This window comes from Pectinatus brassicae (genome assembly GCF_014201835.1).
Classification (GTDB): Bacteria; Bacillota; Negativicutes; order Selenomonadales; family Selenomonadaceae; genus Pectinatus; species Pectinatus brassicae.
In genome coordinates this window covers 21942-38311 of sequence record NZ_JACHFH010000029.1, presented here as the reverse complement: position 1 = coordinate 38311, position 16370 = coordinate 21942, and the positions used below count along the sequence as shown (strand labels likewise).

Annotated in this window: 17 protein-coding genes; 9 read left to right on the top strand and 8 right to left on the bottom strand. The window is 38.8% G+C overall.

Features of this window, described 5'->3' with window-relative positions:
• Together HNR32_RS10505 and tnpA are read right to left on the bottom strand one after the other, a co-directional pair.
• Nucleotides 1-145 (bottom strand): helix-turn-helix domain-containing protein (locus HNR32_RS10505; RefSeq protein ID WP_183862422.1); only part of this gene is annotated, 145 nt, incomplete at its 3' end.
• A gap of 14 nt (nt 146-159) precedes the next feature.
• Entirely contained in the window at nt 160-561 is a 402-nt protein-coding gene (gene tnpA / locus HNR32_RS10500; RefSeq protein ID WP_183862430.1) for an IS200/IS605 family transposase, read from the bottom strand.
• A gap of 379 nt (nt 562-940) precedes the next feature.
• On the opposite strand from tnpA, the gene HNR32_RS10495 reads away from it, so the two are divergent.
• Nucleotides 941-1171 (top strand): hypothetical protein, encoded by a 231-nt coding sequence (locus tag HNR32_RS10495; protein ID WP_183862420.1) that lies wholly within the window; start codon nt 941-943, stop codon nt 1169-1171.
• A 19-nt stretch (nt 1172-1190) separates the two neighbouring features.
• Nucleotides 1191-2402, top strand: a complete 1212-nt coding sequence (locus tag HNR32_RS10490; protein WP_183862418.1) for an MFS transporter — start codon at nt 1191-1193, stop codon at nt 2400-2402.
• 69 nt (nt 2403-2471) lie between these two features.
• Here the strand turns inward: HNR32_RS10490 and hydF are convergent, their stop codons facing one another.
• The 6 genes from hydF to HNR32_RS10460 all read right to left on the bottom strand — a co-directional run bounded on the left by hydF (nt 2472) and on the right by HNR32_RS10460 (nt 9377).
• On the bottom strand, nt 2472-3680 hold the full coding sequence (hydF, locus tag HNR32_RS10485) for a [FeFe] hydrogenase H-cluster maturation GTPase HydF (protein ID WP_183862416.1): 1209 nt from the start codon (nt 3678-3680) through the stop codon (nt 2472-2474).
• A gap of 21 nt (nt 3681-3701) precedes the next feature.
• Nucleotides 3702-5120, bottom strand: coding sequence for a [FeFe] hydrogenase H-cluster radical SAM maturase HydG (gene hydG, locus HNR32_RS10480; RefSeq protein WP_183862414.1), 1419 nt, complete (start codon nt 5118-5120; stop codon nt 3702-3704).
• A gap of 84 nt (nt 5121-5204) precedes the next feature.
• The gene (locus tag HNR32_RS10475; protein WP_183862412.1) at nt 5205-6947 is read right to left on the bottom strand and encodes an NADH-dependent [FeFe] hydrogenase, group A6; all 1743 of its coding nucleotides are present in this window, start codon (nt 6945-6947) and stop codon (nt 5205-5207) included.
• The gene (locus HNR32_RS10470; protein ID WP_183862409.1) at nt 6947-8209 is read right to left on the bottom strand and encodes a complex I 51 kDa subunit family protein; all 1263 of its coding nucleotides are present in this window, start codon (nt 8207-8209) and stop codon (nt 6947-6949) included. Before HNR32_RS10470 ends, HNR32_RS10475 begins: the two co-directional genes overlap by 1 nt.
• 16 nt (nt 8210-8225) lie before the next feature.
• Nucleotides 8226-8723, bottom strand: coding sequence for an NADH-quinone oxidoreductase subunit NuoE family protein (locus HNR32_RS10465; RefSeq protein ID WP_183862407.1), 498 nt, complete (start codon nt 8721-8723; stop codon nt 8226-8228).
• A gap of 231 nt (nt 8724-8954) precedes the next feature.
• Complete coding sequence (locus HNR32_RS10460) at nt 8955-9377, bottom strand: MaoC family dehydratase (RefSeq protein WP_183862405.1); 423 nt, start codon at nt 9375-9377, stop codon at nt 8955-8957.
• A 331-nt stretch (nt 9378-9708) separates the two neighbouring features.
• On the opposite strand from HNR32_RS10460, the gene HNR32_RS10455 reads away from it, so the two are divergent.
• From HNR32_RS10455 to HNR32_RS10425, 7 genes are all read left to right on the top strand, one after another.
• Nucleotides 9709-10473: a LamB/YcsF family protein gene (locus tag HNR32_RS10455; RefSeq protein ID WP_183862403.1), complete on the top strand. Its 765-nt coding sequence runs from the start codon at nt 9709-9711 to the stop codon at nt 10471-10473.
• A gap of 55 nt (nt 10474-10528) precedes the next feature.
• The gene (locus HNR32_RS10450; RefSeq protein WP_183862401.1) at nt 10529-11713 is read left to right on the top strand and encodes an NRAMP family divalent metal transporter; all 1185 of its coding nucleotides are present in this window, start codon (nt 10529-10531) and stop codon (nt 11711-11713) included.
• A gap of 27 nt (nt 11714-11740) precedes the next feature.
• Complete coding sequence (gene pxpB / locus HNR32_RS10445) at nt 11741-12469, top strand: 5-oxoprolinase subunit PxpB (protein ID WP_221300608.1); 729 nt, start codon at nt 11741-11743, stop codon at nt 12467-12469.
• A complete protein-coding gene (locus tag HNR32_RS10440) occupies nt 12466-13470 on the top strand; it encodes a 5-oxoprolinase subunit C family protein (protein ID WP_183862399.1) in 1005 nt (334 codons plus the stop codon). The genes pxpB and HNR32_RS10440 overlap by 4 nt, the downstream gene beginning before the upstream one ends.
• Nucleotides 13471-13484: 14 nt before the next feature.
• A complete protein-coding gene (accB, locus tag HNR32_RS10435) occupies nt 13485-13931 on the top strand; it encodes an acetyl-CoA carboxylase biotin carboxyl carrier protein (RefSeq protein ID WP_183862397.1) in 447 nt (148 codons plus the stop codon).
• A 13-nt stretch (nt 13932-13944) separates the two neighbouring features.
• A complete protein-coding gene (gene accC, locus HNR32_RS10430) occupies nt 13945-15315 on the top strand; it encodes an acetyl-CoA carboxylase biotin carboxylase subunit (RefSeq protein ID WP_183862395.1) in 1371 nt (456 codons plus the stop codon).
• Between the two features lie 248 nt (nt 15316-15563).
• Nucleotides 15564-16352 carry a putative hydro-lyase gene (locus HNR32_RS10425; RefSeq protein ID WP_183862392.1) on the top strand — a complete coding sequence of 263 codons (789 nt, stop codon included), beginning with the start codon at nt 15564-15566 and terminating at the stop codon, nt 16350-16352.
• Nucleotides 16353-16370 lie beyond the last annotated feature (18 nt).

Below are 16370 nucleotides of genomic sequence, written 5' to 3'. Positions count from 1 at the left end.
TCAGACTTTGCTTAGTTGTTTTATAATGTTCTATTCTATCACTAAGCATTCTATTATAAATAAAGCGTGTACAACCGAAAGTCTTTGCAATCATAATACTTTGCTCAGTATTAGGGTATATACGAAATTTATATGCCTTGTTCATAATCTCACCTTCTACTAGTTTTTATTACCTTGTTCTTCAATATATTGCTTTATAACTTCGATAGGGATGCCACCTGTTGTTAATAAGCAAAAACTTTGATTCCAAAAACGTTCCTGCCAAAGGCTTTTACGAATTTGCGGATATTCTTTTTTTATCAGTCTGCTACTTGCACTTTTATAAGCATTAATAAATTTACTAAGTTCGCTTTTGGGTTGTGCTGTAAACATGATATGAACATGATCTTTATCATGATTCCATTCATCTATGGCAATTCCATATTTTGGACTAATGTAGTCAAATATTCCTCTAAGTCTCTCAGAAATATCATCATTAATTACCTTGCGACGATATTTCACAACCAAAACGAGGTGGTAATACATAAAGAAAACTGAATGTGCATTATGCTGTAATTCTATCATTATAAAGATGCTCCAATCATTTCGACTGATAATATTATAGCATGAGAAAATTATACTTACAATATTAAAACCGTGGCGATTCATCCCACCACTTTAGTCGTGGGCGGTTCAGTGTAAGAGTTGCTGGCTATATATAGTGCATTCTTCAATGACTTGTCAACAGCTACACAAAATGATATTATCGACAGAACTGAACAGTCTTTATAACTTCGGCGCCCTTGTAAAATTATTCTGCTGGCAAAATACCATTTAATCTATAAAAAAACTCCTTGGATATAATATTTTAGCAATTATATCCAGGGAGTTTATATTATCCTCATATTTATTTAACTTATTCTTCCAATAATGTTATAATCAATGCCAAGGAGTTGATCAAATGACTGAATCAAATAATCATAATATGAATTCATTTTATAAATCATTATTTGAAAAATATGCTATTGATAATAATGATGACAATAAAGATGCTTTTGCCCATAACATGAGTTCATTTTATAAAGACACTTTTAAAAAATATAATTTAAATAATGATGATTCCAGCAGCAAAACTATGTCCGCCATTGATGATGGCAGGGATTTAAATGACTATATAGATAATTTGAAGTAAAAGAAAGGATTGTTCTTATTTGTCACCACAATTTATAAAAAAAGGTGATAAACAATATTGGCCGACTATTATTGCTTTATTCTTTGGCAGTTTTGTTACGTTTGCTTTACTATATTGTTTTCAGCCGCTTATACCTGTATTTTCCCATCAATACAGTATATCTCCATCTACAGCCAGCCTATCAATTTCCATGGCTACCGGCAGTCTTGCCATTGCCATGCTGCTTACACCATCATTATCCGACCACTTTGGCCGCAAATCAATAATGAGCGTGTCGATCCTAGGTTCAACCATATGTATTGCTATAATAGCCTGCATTGATAATTTTTATCTTATTTTGCCGCTGCGTATTTTAGAAGGTGTTTTTTTAGCTGGCTATCCGGCTGTTGCTATGACTTATATCCAGGAAGAATTTGAGCCCAAAATCATCAGTCTGGTCATGGGGATTTTTATCAGCGGTAATTCGGTTGGCGGTCTTTTAGGCCGTATAATCATCAGTACTATCACTGATTTATCATCCTGGCATCTTGCTGTTGGAACACTGGCAGTACTTAGTCTTATTATCAGTCTGTGGTTTTATAAAAATCTGCCTGCTTCACGAAATTTTTATCCCCGTGAGTTTAATCCGCAGGATATTCTCAGCCGCTTTACTGCTAACTTAAAAACTGGTAAATTAGTCTGCATTTATATGATTGGTTTTTTGATAATGGGCAGCTTTGTCGCCTTATATAATTATGTTGAGTATCCTCTACTAGCACCACCTTATTCATTAAGCCAGACCATTGTCGGCTTTATCTTTGTAATATATTTGGTCGGTACCTTCAGTTCTACCTTTATGGGTAAATTAGCCAGTCTGCATGGCAAATTTAAAATTCTTGATTTAGGATTAATTTGTATGTTAGCTGGTGTTCTTATCAGTCTTTGTAATCCTTTGGCTCTAAAAATACTAGGCATAGCGTTATTTACCTTTGGCTTTTTCGGTACTCATTCCATTGCCAGCAGCATGGTGGTGCAGTATAGTCCAGTCGGTAAAGCCCAGTCTTCTGCTCTTTATCTATTATTTTATTATGCCGGTTCCAGTTTCATTGGTGCCTGGGGCGGTGACTTTTTAATTTGGCGTGGCTGGTCAGGCGTTGTCATGCTGCTAAGTGGCGCCATCTGTCTGGCTTTAATATTTTCCAATGCCTTATTGTTAAAAAACAGTCACCACCATAAACATATCCATATATAAATATACATCCATTAACAAAAATCCCCCATCAGCCACTCAGCTGAACGGGGGATTTTTAAGCTAAAAACATTATAAGATATCATATTTCTTATCCATATCGGCAAACACTTGTACGGAACGCTTTAAAATACCATTCATATAGGCAATTGCCGTACCATAATTAGCCATTGGCACATTTTGCTGCTGCGCGCAATGCAAACGGTACTGCATTTCTTTTTCATTAAGCATACAGCCGCCACAATGGATTATCATTTTATATGAGCTTAAATCATCAGGAAATTGTGTACCACTGGAAAAACAATATTGCGGTTTAATTCCTGTATATTTTTCTATCCAGCGCGGTAATTTAACAGTACCAATATCATCACATTGACGGTGATGCGTACAGCCTTCTGCTATTAATATTTTATCATCGGCTTGCAAGCCATCAAAGGTTTTTACTGCAATCATCTGACTTAGTAAATTACCCTTATAGCGGGAAAAAAGAATCGAAAATGATGTCAGATAAATATCATCCGGTGTTTGTTGTTTTACATTGGCAAACGCCTGGCTATCAGTTATGACAACTTTAGGCTTTATCTTCAAGTTCTCAATGGTCTGAGCCAGCTTATCATCCTGCGTAATTATTGCTGTTGCCCCTACATCGAGCACTTCACGAATAACCTGTTGCTGCGGTAATATCAATCGTCCTTTGGGCGCAGCTTTATCGATAGGAATAACTAAAACTGCTATATCACCAGCTTGTATAAAATCTTTTAATAAAGATTTTTCATCATCATTTTTTATTAAATGGCCGATCTTTTCCTTTAGTTCAAAAATCCCTTTATTATCTTTAGCACTTATAAGTATGCCATGATCTTTATCAATATCATTAATTGCCTTATTTAAATCACTTTTGTTATAAGCTATTATATAAGGGATTTTCTGTTTAATAAATAAATCTATCATTTGTTCATCAGCAGCAGTAATCCCTTTTAGTGCATCAACAACTAGTATAGCAATATCGGTTTTGCGTAAAACCTGACGGGTTTTTTCGATACGCATCTGACCGAGCGTACCTTCATCATCTATGCCCGGTGTATCGATAATAGTAACAGGACCTAATGGCAGTATCTCCATCGCTTTGTAGACAGGGTCGGTCGTTGTTCCTTTAATGTCCGATACTATCGCAATATTTTGCCCGGTAACGGCATTCATCACACTTGATTTCCCAGCATTTCTCACACCGAAAAAAGCAATATGGGTACGATTAGCTGAAGGTGTTGCGTTTAAATCCATAGCTTTATCTCCTAATAAATTTTAGAAACGAAAATCTCGGGCACCATCTGCTATCTGCTGTAATTCTTCCAGCAGTTTTTCTTTGACTTTAGGATTTTTAATATTGTCTATCTGTTTAGCAATTACCTTATCGCCTAATCCTTTTGTTGCTCCTGATGAGTAATCACATAAATATTCTTTAAGCGTCAATAATGCATTAGGCAGACAGCAATTTGATATCTGACCGCTTTTACACAGACTCATAAATCTATCGCCAACACGACCTTCACGATAGCAGGCGGTACAAAAGCTTGGAACATAATCCATCGTCATAAGCCAGTCAATAATTTCGTCAAGTGTCCTGTTGTCACTTACATCAAACTGCTTGGAGTTATCTTCTTCTTTTTCTTCTTCGGCATAACCGCCTACACTGGTCTTGGAGCCTCCGCTTATCTGGGATATGCCTAAGTCCAGTACACGTTCCCGGCATTTTTGACTTTCCCGTGTTGACATAATCATCCCTGTATATGGCACAGCTACACGTATACATGCCACAATTTTGGCAAAAGTTTCATCGGAGATACCATTATCAAATGTTTCCGGATCAATATCTTCAGCCCGTCTGATACGCGGCACACTTATCGTATGCGGACCAACCCCAAAACGCGCTTCAAGATGTTCAGCATGCATCAAAAGACCGGCAAATTCATATTTATATGTAGAAAGTCCAAATAATACACCGCAGCCAACATCATCAATGCCACCAAGCATTGCTCTGTCCATAGCTTCAGTATGATAATCATAATTATGTTTTGGCCCGGTTGGATGAAGCTGTTCATAATTTTCCTTATGGTATGTTTCTTGAAACAAAATATAGGTCCCGATTTGAGCTTCTTTAAGCATTCTATATTCTTCAATAGTAGTAGCTGCAATATTTACATTTACACGACGAATTGCTCCATTTTTATGTTTTATATTATAAATTGTCTTTATGCAGTCGAGTATGTATTCGATCGGATTATTTACGGGGTCTTCACCAGCTTCAATCGCCAAACGTTTGTGTCCCATATCCTGCAACGCAATTACTTCTTTTTCTACTTCAGCCTGTGTCAGTTTACGGCGGGAAATATGTTTATTCTTGGCATGGTACGGACAATATACACAGCCGTTTACACAATAATTGGAAAGATATAATGGTGCAAATAAAACTATACGGTCACCATAAAAATCCTGTTTTATTTTCTTAGCGAGTGTAAATAATTCTTCATTTAATTCAGGAATATCACAAGCTAAAAGTACTGAAGCTTCACGATGTAACAGACCTTTATTTTTATGGGCCTTTTCTAAAATATCTTTTATCAATGCCGCATTATGCTTATTTTGTTCTGCATAAGCCAGCGTTTCATTTATTTCTTCATTATTAATAAACTCATCAGCATGTTCTGATTTAGGATTATACAAAAAATCGTCTTCTTTCTCTAGTCGTTACATTTATTTATTCTAATCGGAGTTATATTGCAAAACGAGCAATATAACTCCGATTTTTTATTTATTAAACTCAAATTCTTTTTTACGTCCGACATAATGTGTATGCAGTAAATTATGTGCTTTTTCACTGCCCGGTTTTTCCAAAAATTCCGCATAAAGCTTCTTTAAATATGGATTTTCATGTGACTTGCGCAGTTTACTTTTTCTGTCAATTGAATATAATGATGCAATTCGTTTTTTCGTCGCAGCAAATGTCGTCGTAACCGGCTGTCCGCCGCCGCCAACGCAGCCACCTGGACAGGCCATCACTTCAATAAAATCATAATCACAATTGCCATCACGCAGTTTATCCATAATAAGTGCCGCATTTTTCAACGTATGGACTACTGCTATTTTTAATTCATTACCATCAAGATTTACCTTGGCTTCTTTTATGCCTTCAAACCCACGCACCGGCGTATATTCCAGTGTTGGCATTTCTTTGCCCGTGAGCCATTCATGTGCCGTACGCAGTGCAGCTTCCATAACACCACCAGTAGCCCCAAAAATAGCGCCAGCACCCGTTGATTCTCCCATTGGATTATCAAATTCATTTTCCGGCAGATTAGGAAAATCAATACCAATATATTTTATCAATTTAATAAGACCACGCGTCGTAATTACAGCATCGGTATCAGGTATCCCATCCATACTTAATTCTGGGCGCTGTGCTTCATATTTTTTGGCAATACAAGGCATAATAGCTACTGAATATATATTTTCCGCTGCAATATTTTCCTGTTTAGCATAATCAGTTTTAGCTATACGGGAAAATATCGACATTGGTGATTTTGTCGTCGACAAATGCGCAATTTTTTCTGGATAATGTTTTTCAACAAAATTAACCCAGCCGGGGCAGCATGATGTTGTCATTGGCATTGTCTTTTTATTTTTTATTCTGTCGATTAGTTCGGTAGCTTCTTCTGCAATTGTTAAATCAGCACCATAATTAGTATCAAATATTTTATCGAACCCAATCATTTTTAAAGCTGATACCATTTTTTTAGTTACAACAGCACCATCCGGCAATCCAAAAGCATCGCCTAAAGCCACTCGTACTGACGGTGCAGTCTGCACAATTACTGTTTTTTTCGGATCAAAAATAGCATCGAGCACTTTATCGGTATCGTCTTTTTCTACCAATGCCCCTACCGGACATACTACTGTGCATTGTCCACAAAGAACACAGTCGGTATTAGTAAAATCATCATTAAACGGTGTCGTTACCCTCAGATTAGTACTGCGTCCCGCAAAGCCCAAGGCCTCAATTCCCTGCACATCCTTACAAACTCTTATGCAGCGACCGCATTTAACACATTTTTCCGGATCATGTACAAGGCTGGGATTATTTGTTTTTATTGGTATGGCCTTGCCTACATGGGTAAGATTAGGACGACGAATATTAAAACGGCTGCATAATTCCTGTAATACACAATTACCATTACGCGGGCAGGTCAAGCAGTTTTCTTCATGATCAGCCATAATCAGCTGCAAAATACCACGCTGGGTATCTCTTACCACCTGCGTATCGGTATAAACTTCCATTCCATCCCAGCATTCTGTAGCACAGGCTGCCAACAAACGTTTTTTGCCTACTACTTCAACTGAACAAATACGACAACGGGCCTTTACTCTCTGGTCAGGATGATAACACAAATGGGGAATATCAATATGAAGCTGTTTGGCCGCCTGTAAAATTTTAGTTCCTTTTTCTACAGTTACTGGTAAATCATTTATTGTTAAATTAATCATTTCTGCCATCAGTATACAGCCTCCATACTTTTTTGCCTATTTGATGTAAAAACTTCCGGGAAAATTTCAAATGCTGATTTCAAGGCATTTTGGGCTGTTTCTCCCAAACCACATAAAGATGACATCGGCATTACTTTAGCAAAGGTTTTCATTGTTTTTATATCTTCATCGGTATAGGTTCCATCTTTTATTTTTTCTAAGAAAATTCTTATATGGCGATTCCCTTCACGGCATGGTATACACTGACCACAGCTTTCATGCAGGAAAAAATCCTGTGTATAGCGCAGAAAATCAATAACACTAGTGCGTTCATCAATCACTAATACTGATCCCGAACCGATAATAAGATTGTTTTTAGCAAAATCTTCATATGTATAAGGTACATCAAGTACCCGGCTGTCCGAGATTTTACCAGAAACACCGCCAAATTGGATTAGACGGATGTTCCTATCACCTTGAATACCACCAGCTAAATCATAAATTATCTGGCGGACAGTCATGCCAAAAGGCATTTCATATACGCCGGGACGATTAACATTGCCGCCAACACTAATCATTTTACTGCCGATAGAATCCCCCTGTCCCATTTCCATATAAGGCTTGGCATCACGTAATAAATGCGGTACTATTGACAGGCTTTCTACATTATCAATACAGGTTGGACGGGAAAACAACCCGCTTTGTTTCATAAATGGTGGTTTCATCCGTGGACGCCCGGCTTTCCCTTCAATGGAACGGATAAGGGCTGTACCTTCACCGCATACATACGCGCCGGCACCACTATATAAATGAATTTTGTAATTCCAGCCGCTGTTTAAAATATTCTCGCCTAAAAAGCCTCGTTCTTCAGCCTGCTTGATGGCATTTAATAAGCGCGGACGCAGACTTCCATATTCTGCCCGCATATAAATATAACCGTCTTCAGCGTTAACCGCCCAGCCGGCAATAATAATTGCTTCAATTAAGTTAAATGGATCATTTTTTATAAGTTCCCTGTCCTTAAATGTACAGGTTTCACCTTCATCAGCATTGCAGACAACACAGTGATGCGGTCTATCCACCGCATGAGCCTGACTCCATTTTCTCCCCATCGGGTATTCAGCACCACCACGACCCTTTATTTTCGCAGTAGTCAGCAATGTCGCAATATCTTCTGTATCCATTGCAATTACCTTTTTCAATGATGCAAATCCACCAATATCCATATAAGAGTCTATTGAAAATACGTCATATTTGCCAAAATTTTCTGTTATGTAATTAATTTCTTTCATTTAATCACCCCATTATTTATACAAACTGCTCTAATAATCCCCGCATTTGTGCTTTTGTTTTCAGCGGTCCATAAACTATGCCGTTTATCTTTACTGCCGGTGCTCGATCACAGGCTCCAAAGCATGATACTTTTTCTATTGTAAAACGACCATCATATGTAACCGTACCAAAATCTATACCTAAAAGCTCTTTTAATGTTTTTAACAAAAATTCATTATTATTAACCTTACAGGCAATACTGTCACAAATTTCGATTGGATAACGCCCACGCGGTTTATCACTTAAGGCATCATAAAATGTCATGCAATCATATATAACTGATAACTTAACCGGCAGTTTTTCTGCCACATAACAGGCAACAATCTTGGGAATATAATGCTGCTCAATCTTACTTTGTACATCTAAAAGGATGCCGACAATCTGGGTAAAATCATGATAATGCTCTACTAATATCTTATCAATACTAGCTTTAAGTTCTTCTGTTAACTCAAACTTACTGCTGTCTTCAATCATAAAATCATCCTGCCTTTACCGTTGTATAATAATAACCATTACAATTAAGTATACTCTATGATTATGTAAAATAAAAGTTATTATAAAAAATAGATATATGTTTATATTTTCACAAACATATCATTTGTACACATTATTACTATATTAATTATGTTTTGTTTTGTAAATAGGCACAAAAAAATACCTGCCAGTAATTATGTATACATTAACCAACAGGTACTCATTTATTAATTATTTTTTCTTGGGTGGCATCACTAAAGCCTCTCCATCCAAAACTATTTTCCCGTCCTGGTTAGTACAAGTGGTTCTTAGTGTTATGCGGTTTCTTCTTTCGTCACGTGTAAGAACTTCGGCTTTAGCCGTAATTGTATCACCAAACTTTACCGGTGCTGTAAATTTCAATGTCTGTGACATATATATCGTCCCTGGTCCCGGCAGATACATCCCTAAGACAGCTGAAACAAGACCAGCACTAAGCATACCATGGGCAATCCGTTCTTTAAACATTCCCTTTGCTGCTTCTACCGCATTTGTATGCGCTGGATTCATATCACCAGTAATTCCGGCAAATAAATAGACATCACTTTCAGCAATAGTTTTTGTATGCTCGGCAAAATCACCGATTTGTATCTCCTGAATAGTTTTTCCCTGCATCAACACATCTCCCTTTACATATATGTACTTTTTATTATACCGTTATTGTATATATTTACAATACTAATAAATTCTATATAATACCGCTTTATTTAATTTAATTATTCTGTATTTTTCTTAATTAATTTAAATTTTATAATAATATATTTTACTTTATATGTTTTTATTAAGTTTGTCTGCTGCTATATATTGATTATTATATTTTTTTATGCTAAAATCAGCATGTAATATTGTAAATAACATTTAGCAAAGGCGCTAATAAATAAATTAGTTAATCTCAACTAATCTATTTATTAGCGCCTTTTTGTATATTTGATAAAGGAGTTTTTATATGTTAAAAGTAGATTTGAACAGCGATTTAGGAGAAAGTTTTGGTGCTTATACAATAGGCAATGACAAAGCAGTCTTAAAATATGTTTCTTCAGCCAATATTGCCTGTGGTTTTCATGCCGGTGACCCCTATGTAATGCATAAAACAGTGCAGACCGCCCTTGAAAACAATGTTGCCATTGGTGCACATCCCGGTCTTATGGATTTAAATGGTTTCGGCAGACGCAATATAAAAATATCACCAATTGAAGCATATGACATTACCGTTTATCAGATAGGTGCTCTAGCCGGTTTTGTTAAAGCCTTGGGCGGAAAAATGCAGCATGTAAAGCCGCATGGTGCATTATACAATATGGCTGCCAAGGATAAAACACTAGCTGAAGCCATTGCCAAAGCCATCTTTGCGGTTGATAACAGCCTAATACTCTTTGGTCTGGCTGGCAGTGAACTAGTTAAAGCCGGTGATGCAATTGGCCTGCGCACTGCCAGTGAAGTATTTGCCGACAGGGCTTATATGGCTGACGGTTCACTGATGCCGCGCAGTATGCCTGGAGCCGTTCTAACCGATGATGCGATAGCTATAAAGCAGGTATTGCAAATGATAAAAACAGGTACAGTTACTGCCGCTGATGGCAAAGAAATACAAGTTCTTGCCGACACCATGTGCATCCACGGTGATAATGATAAAGCACTTAATTTTGCCGAGAAAATAACCGCAGCTTTGCAGGCAGAAAACGTTGCCATAAAATCATTTATGGCTGATTAATAATATCTATTTATTAAGTAATATCCTCTAACTTTTATCCACAAGGAGATCTTATATGAAAGCAAAAAAAGAAAGTACTTTAAGCGTTTTAATGGGCGCTGCCTTTTTAATGGCCACCTCTTCTATCGGTCCTGGTTTTCTTACTCAAACTACCGTATTTACTCAAACTTTAATGGCCAGTTTTGGCTTTGTAATCTTATTATCAATTATTCTTGATATCGGTACCCAGTTAAATATCTGGCGCATTATCGGTGTATCTGGCAAGCGCGGGCAGGACATCGCTAATATGGTTTTTCCTGGTCTTGGCTATTTTGTTTCACTGCTGATAATCCTCGGCGGACTGGCTTTTAATATTGGCAATATTGCTGGTGCCGGTCTTGGCTTTAACGTCCTGTTCGGTGTCAGTCCTGCTGTAGGCGCCATAATCAGCGGCATCATCGCCATTTCAATATTTCTGGTAAAAGAAGCCGGTAAAGTAATGGACAGGTTTACCCAGATAGCCGGTTTTATCATGATTTTGCTGACATTATATGTGGCTATTTCATCTTCACCGCCGGTTGGTGAAGCCATCACCAAAACTTTTATGCCTGACCACATTGATATCATATCTATTATTACCCTTGTCGGCGGTACAGTCGGCGGCTATATTACATTTGCCGGTGGACATCGCTTAATTGATGCTGGTATCGTAGGTAAAAAAGCCGTAGGGCAGATAACCCGTAGCTCGGTTACCGGTGTATGTGTCACTGGCATCATGCGCGTTTTCTTGTTTTTAGCTACATTGGGTGTCCTTACTGCCGGTTTTACGCTTGATAAAGCCAATCCGCCAGCTTCAGTTTTTAATTTAGCTATTGGTGTTGCCGGCTATAAAGTATTTGGCTTAGTAATGTGGGCTGCGGCAATTTCTTCCGTTATCGGTGCCGCTTATACTTCTGTTTCCTTTATCAGAACTTACAGCAAAAAACTTGATGACAATTACCGCTGGCTGGTTATCGCTTTTATTATCTTTTCCACTCTCGTTTTTGCTATTGTCGGCAAACCTGTTACTATCCTCGTTTTAGTCGGAACACTAAATGGTCTTATTCTTCCAATAACTCTCGGCGTCATACTTGTCGCTGCACACAATAAAAAAATTATTGGTGATTATAAACATCCTGTCTGGATGACTGCATTCGGTGGCTTGGTCGTTATAATGACTGCCTATATGAGTATAGTAACCATAATAAAATTTCTGCACTAATTATTAATTAGCACTAGGAGGTTAATCTTGGATAAAAATTCTTATACAATAAAGCCCTTGGGCGAAACAGCACTGCTTGTAACTTTTGGCAATGAAATCAATCCGCAGATACATAAAAAAAGCCAAAATCTTGCTATGTATATAGATAAGCATCCCTTTCCCGGTTTTCTAGAATATGTTATATCTTATACCAGTGTAGCTGTTTACTATAATCCCTTTATTGCTAAAAAAAGCTACACCAACAACAAAAACAAAACCGTCTTTGCTATTATTTCCAATATTATTGATGAATACATTGAAAAGGCTGCCAAGCTGCCTGCCGCTATGCCTAAAACAATTGAGATACCGGTCTGTTATGGTGGCGAATGTGGGCCTGATATCGAATATGTAGCCAAATATCATAATCTTAGCACCGATGAGGTAATAAACATCCATACCCAGCCCGATTATCTTGTCTATATGATTGGCTTTTGTCCCGGATTCCCTTATATGGGTGGTATGGACGAGCGCATTGCTACACCACGGCGCAGTGAACCGCGTCTTAGCATCCCGGCTGGCAGCATCGGTATTGCTGGTAAACAAACTGGCGGCTATCCGATAAGTACTCCGGGCGGCTGGCAGCTTATTGGCCGTACCCCTGTTGACTTATTTCTACCTAATGCTGATGATCCCAGCCTCTTACATGCTGGCGATATCGTAAAATTTATTCCTATCTCACCACAAGAATACAAGAAAATGGAGGACGATAAATTATGAGTTTAAAAATTATTCGTCCCGGTTTATTAACTACTATTCAAGACTGTGGACGTTATGGCTATCAAAAAATAGGCGTATTAGTATCCGGTGCCATGGATACATATTCGCTGCGTCTGGCTAATATGCTGGTTGGCAATGATGAAAATGAAGCGGCATTAGAAATAACTTTGCTTGGTCCTACTATCGAATTTACTGCCGATACTTTAATTGCCGTTACAGGCGGTGATTTCAAGCCGATTATTGACGGTATGCCGGTTCCATATATGCGGCCTGTTGCCGTAAAAGCCGGTGCAATTATGAAATTTTCCAATTGTCAATTAGGCTGTCGCGCTTATCTGGCGGTTGCTGGCGGTTTTGATATCGATAAAGTAATGGGCAGCAAAAGCACTTATCTGCGTGCCGGCATTGGTGGTTTTCAGGGGCGTGCCCTGCAAAAAAACGATTTATTAAACACTGGCACACCTACAGCTTTCAGCCAACATATACTGGCCTCGCTATTATCCCGCGGTGCCCAGTCTTTTGCCCAGGCTCGCTGGTTTATCGGCAAAGCGCAATTTTCCAAAGAAAAACTGCTTAAGCCAATTCGTGTAACCGCCGGTCTGCATTATAAATATTTCAGTGAATCTGCTAAATACAACTTTTTTTCTTCCCAATACCGCATAAGTAAAGATGCTGACCGTATGGGCTATCGCTTGCAGGGTGAAGTTTTAAAAGCCGAAAAACCTTTGGAAATAATTTCTGAGGCAATTAATTTAGGAACGATTCAGGTACCGCCGCAAGGTATGCCAATTATTTTAATGGCTGACCATCAATCAGTAGCTGGTTATCCAATAATTGCCCAAACTATTACCGTTGACGCTGCCCGCATCGCGCAGCTCAAGCCTAATGATCCCATCCACTTTAAATTAGTAAGTCACGAAGAAGCTGAGCAAAGCTTTATCGACATGGAAAAGCATATGGAAAACATAAAAATTGCCATAATGGCAAAACTTAAAAACTGACAGGAGGTTTTACCTTGTTTAATATAGACGAAATCAAAGACCTTATTTATACCTTGGAAAATTCCCATCTGAATAAATTACATTTAAAACTTAATGATAACAGCGAACTACTGCTGGAAAAAGATTCTGCCACAGTTACTGCGACACCAGCCGCAACCGAGAAAGCATCAACTATCCCTGCCGCTCAAAATGTCAGTCCTGCTGCTAATAGCAATGATAATGTTGACGAAATATGCTCCCCGATGGTTGGTACTTTTTACAGCTCCGCTGAGCCAGATACAGCATCATTTGTGGAAGTTGGTAGTAAAGTTCATCCCAACACCATTATTTGTATCTTAGAATCAATGAAGTTGTTTTCTGAAATTGAAGCCGAAAAAGAAGGCGAAATCGTGGAAGTTCTTGTAAAAGATGGCGATTTCATTGAATATGGTCAGCCGTTGTTTAAAATAAAAACTTATTGAAGGCAGTGATATTATGTTTAGAAAAGTTCTTATTGCTAATCGTGGTGAAATTGCTGTCAGAATAATCAAAGCCTGCCGAGAAATGGGCATCTTATCTATTGCCATTTACTCAGAGGCTGATAAAAATTCCCTGCATGTAAAACTAGCCGATGAAAAATACTGTATTGGCAGTGCTCAGGCCAAAAAGAGCTATCTTGATATCAGCCGTATACTGACAGTTGCCCAGCATGCCAAAGCCGACGCCATCCATCCCGGCTATGGCTTTTTAGCGGAAAATGCGGCTTTTGCCCAGGCCTGCACTAATGCTGGTATGATATTTATCGGACCATCAAGCAATGCCATAATAAAAATGGGCGACAAAGCCATTGCCCGTGATACTATGGAAAATGCTAAAATCCCTATCGTTCCCGGAACCAAGGGGCTTATCCACGATGTAGGTGAAGCAACGGCAATTGCCGAAAAAATTGGTTATCCCGTTTTAATCAAAGCTACTGCCGGTGGTGGCGGCAAAGGTATGCGTGTCGTTGATAATGTTTCCCAGCTGGAAAAAGCCCTGCACCAAGCCGCCCAAGAAGCTGAACGTTCCTTTGGCAATGCCGGTGTATATTTGGAAAAATATCTTACCAAGTCCCGCCATGTAGAGATACAGATAATGGCTGATAACTATGGCAATGTTGTTTATCTGGGTGAACGTGACTGCTCGGTACAGCGTCGTCATCAAAAACTACTCGAAGAATCGCCTTCACCGATAATGAATGCCAGTTTGCGCGAACAAATGGGGCAGGCTGCTGTTGCCGCGGCCAAAGCCGTTGCTTACAGCGGTGCTGGTACTGTAGAATTTATTGTTGATGAAAAAAATAATTTCTATTTTATGGAAATGAATACCCGTATCCAGGTTGAACATCCTGTTACCGAAATGGTTACCGGCACTGATTTGATAAAAGCTCAGCTGCTCGTAGCCGCTGGTAAGGTACTGCCTTGGACACAAGATGAAATCCATATTAATGGCTGGGCTGTAGAATGCCGCATAAATGCCGAAGACCCCTACAATAATTTCATGCCCTGCCCCGGTACAATTGATGCCTTCTATCCGCCGGTCGGCAAAGGTATTCGCATCGACAGTGCCATGTACAGCCAAAATGTAATTACACCATTTTATGATTCCATGATTGCCAAAGTTATCGTTTGGGCACCAACTCGTGCTGAAGCAATTGATAAAATGCTGCATGCTTTAAATAATTTTAAGATAACCGGTGTAAAAACTACTATCGATATGCATAAAAGATTATTATTAAATGAAACTTTTCGGGCTGGCAAAATTGATACCAATTACCTTGAAGACCATTTAGATGAGGTATTAGCCCAACTTATAGAAAATAAATAGATTCATGTTTGCTAGTTAATAAACTAGTGTGGTCTTTAAAGCCGTCCCTTTAGGGAAGGTGGCTTGACGAAGTCAAGTCGGAAGGGTTAATACCTCAGTCAGCTTTGCTGCCAACTCCGCACACAATGTGTACTACATTTCTAAGCGCTAAAGCGCAAAGAATTATAGCCTACAGAGGAGCCTTTCACTCTTCTAAAATCTAACTAGCACAATACGAAATAAATAACTATATAAAGAGGAGAAAAAAAATGGATTATGCTAATGCTTCGCCTGATGCTGTTCGTAAATTAATACGGGAAAATAAACTTATTGCCCAGACCAGCGGCATGTGCAATGGCTATGCCCAGGCTAATATGGCTATTTTACCTAAAGATCTGGCCTTTGATTTTCTCTTGTTCTGCCAGCGCAATAAAAAACCTTGCCCGATTCTTGATGTCACTGATGCCGGCAGTCCTATTCCTCATCTTACCGCCCCTGATGCTGACTTACGTTATGATATTCCTAAATATCGTATTTATCGTCATGGCGAAATGACCGATGAAGTAACCGATATTGAAAAATACTGGCAGAATGATTTAGTGGCATTTCTACTTGGCTGCAGCTTCTCTTTTGAAAGCCCGATGCTCGATGCCGGACTTGAACTGCGCCATATCACCGATAATCATAATGTCCCTATGTACAAAACCAATATCGATTGTGTTCCCGCCGGTGTTTTCCATGGCCCAATGGTTGTATCCATGCGCCCGATGAAACCGGCTGATGCTATCCGCGCTGTGCAGATAACAACCCGCATGCCTTATGTTCATGGTGCACCTATCCATATTGGTGACCCTGAAGCCATTGGCATTAAAGATATCAATAAGCCTGATTTTGGTGATGCCTCCGTAATACGTGATGGCGAAGTCCCTGTCTTTTGGGCCTGCGGCGTAACCCCGCAGTCAATCGCCATGACTACTAAGCCACCACTCATGATAACGCATGCTCCCGGACACATGTTTATCACCGATGTTTTAAATTCACAACTATCAATAATGTAAAAACAGATTGCCGCAGTA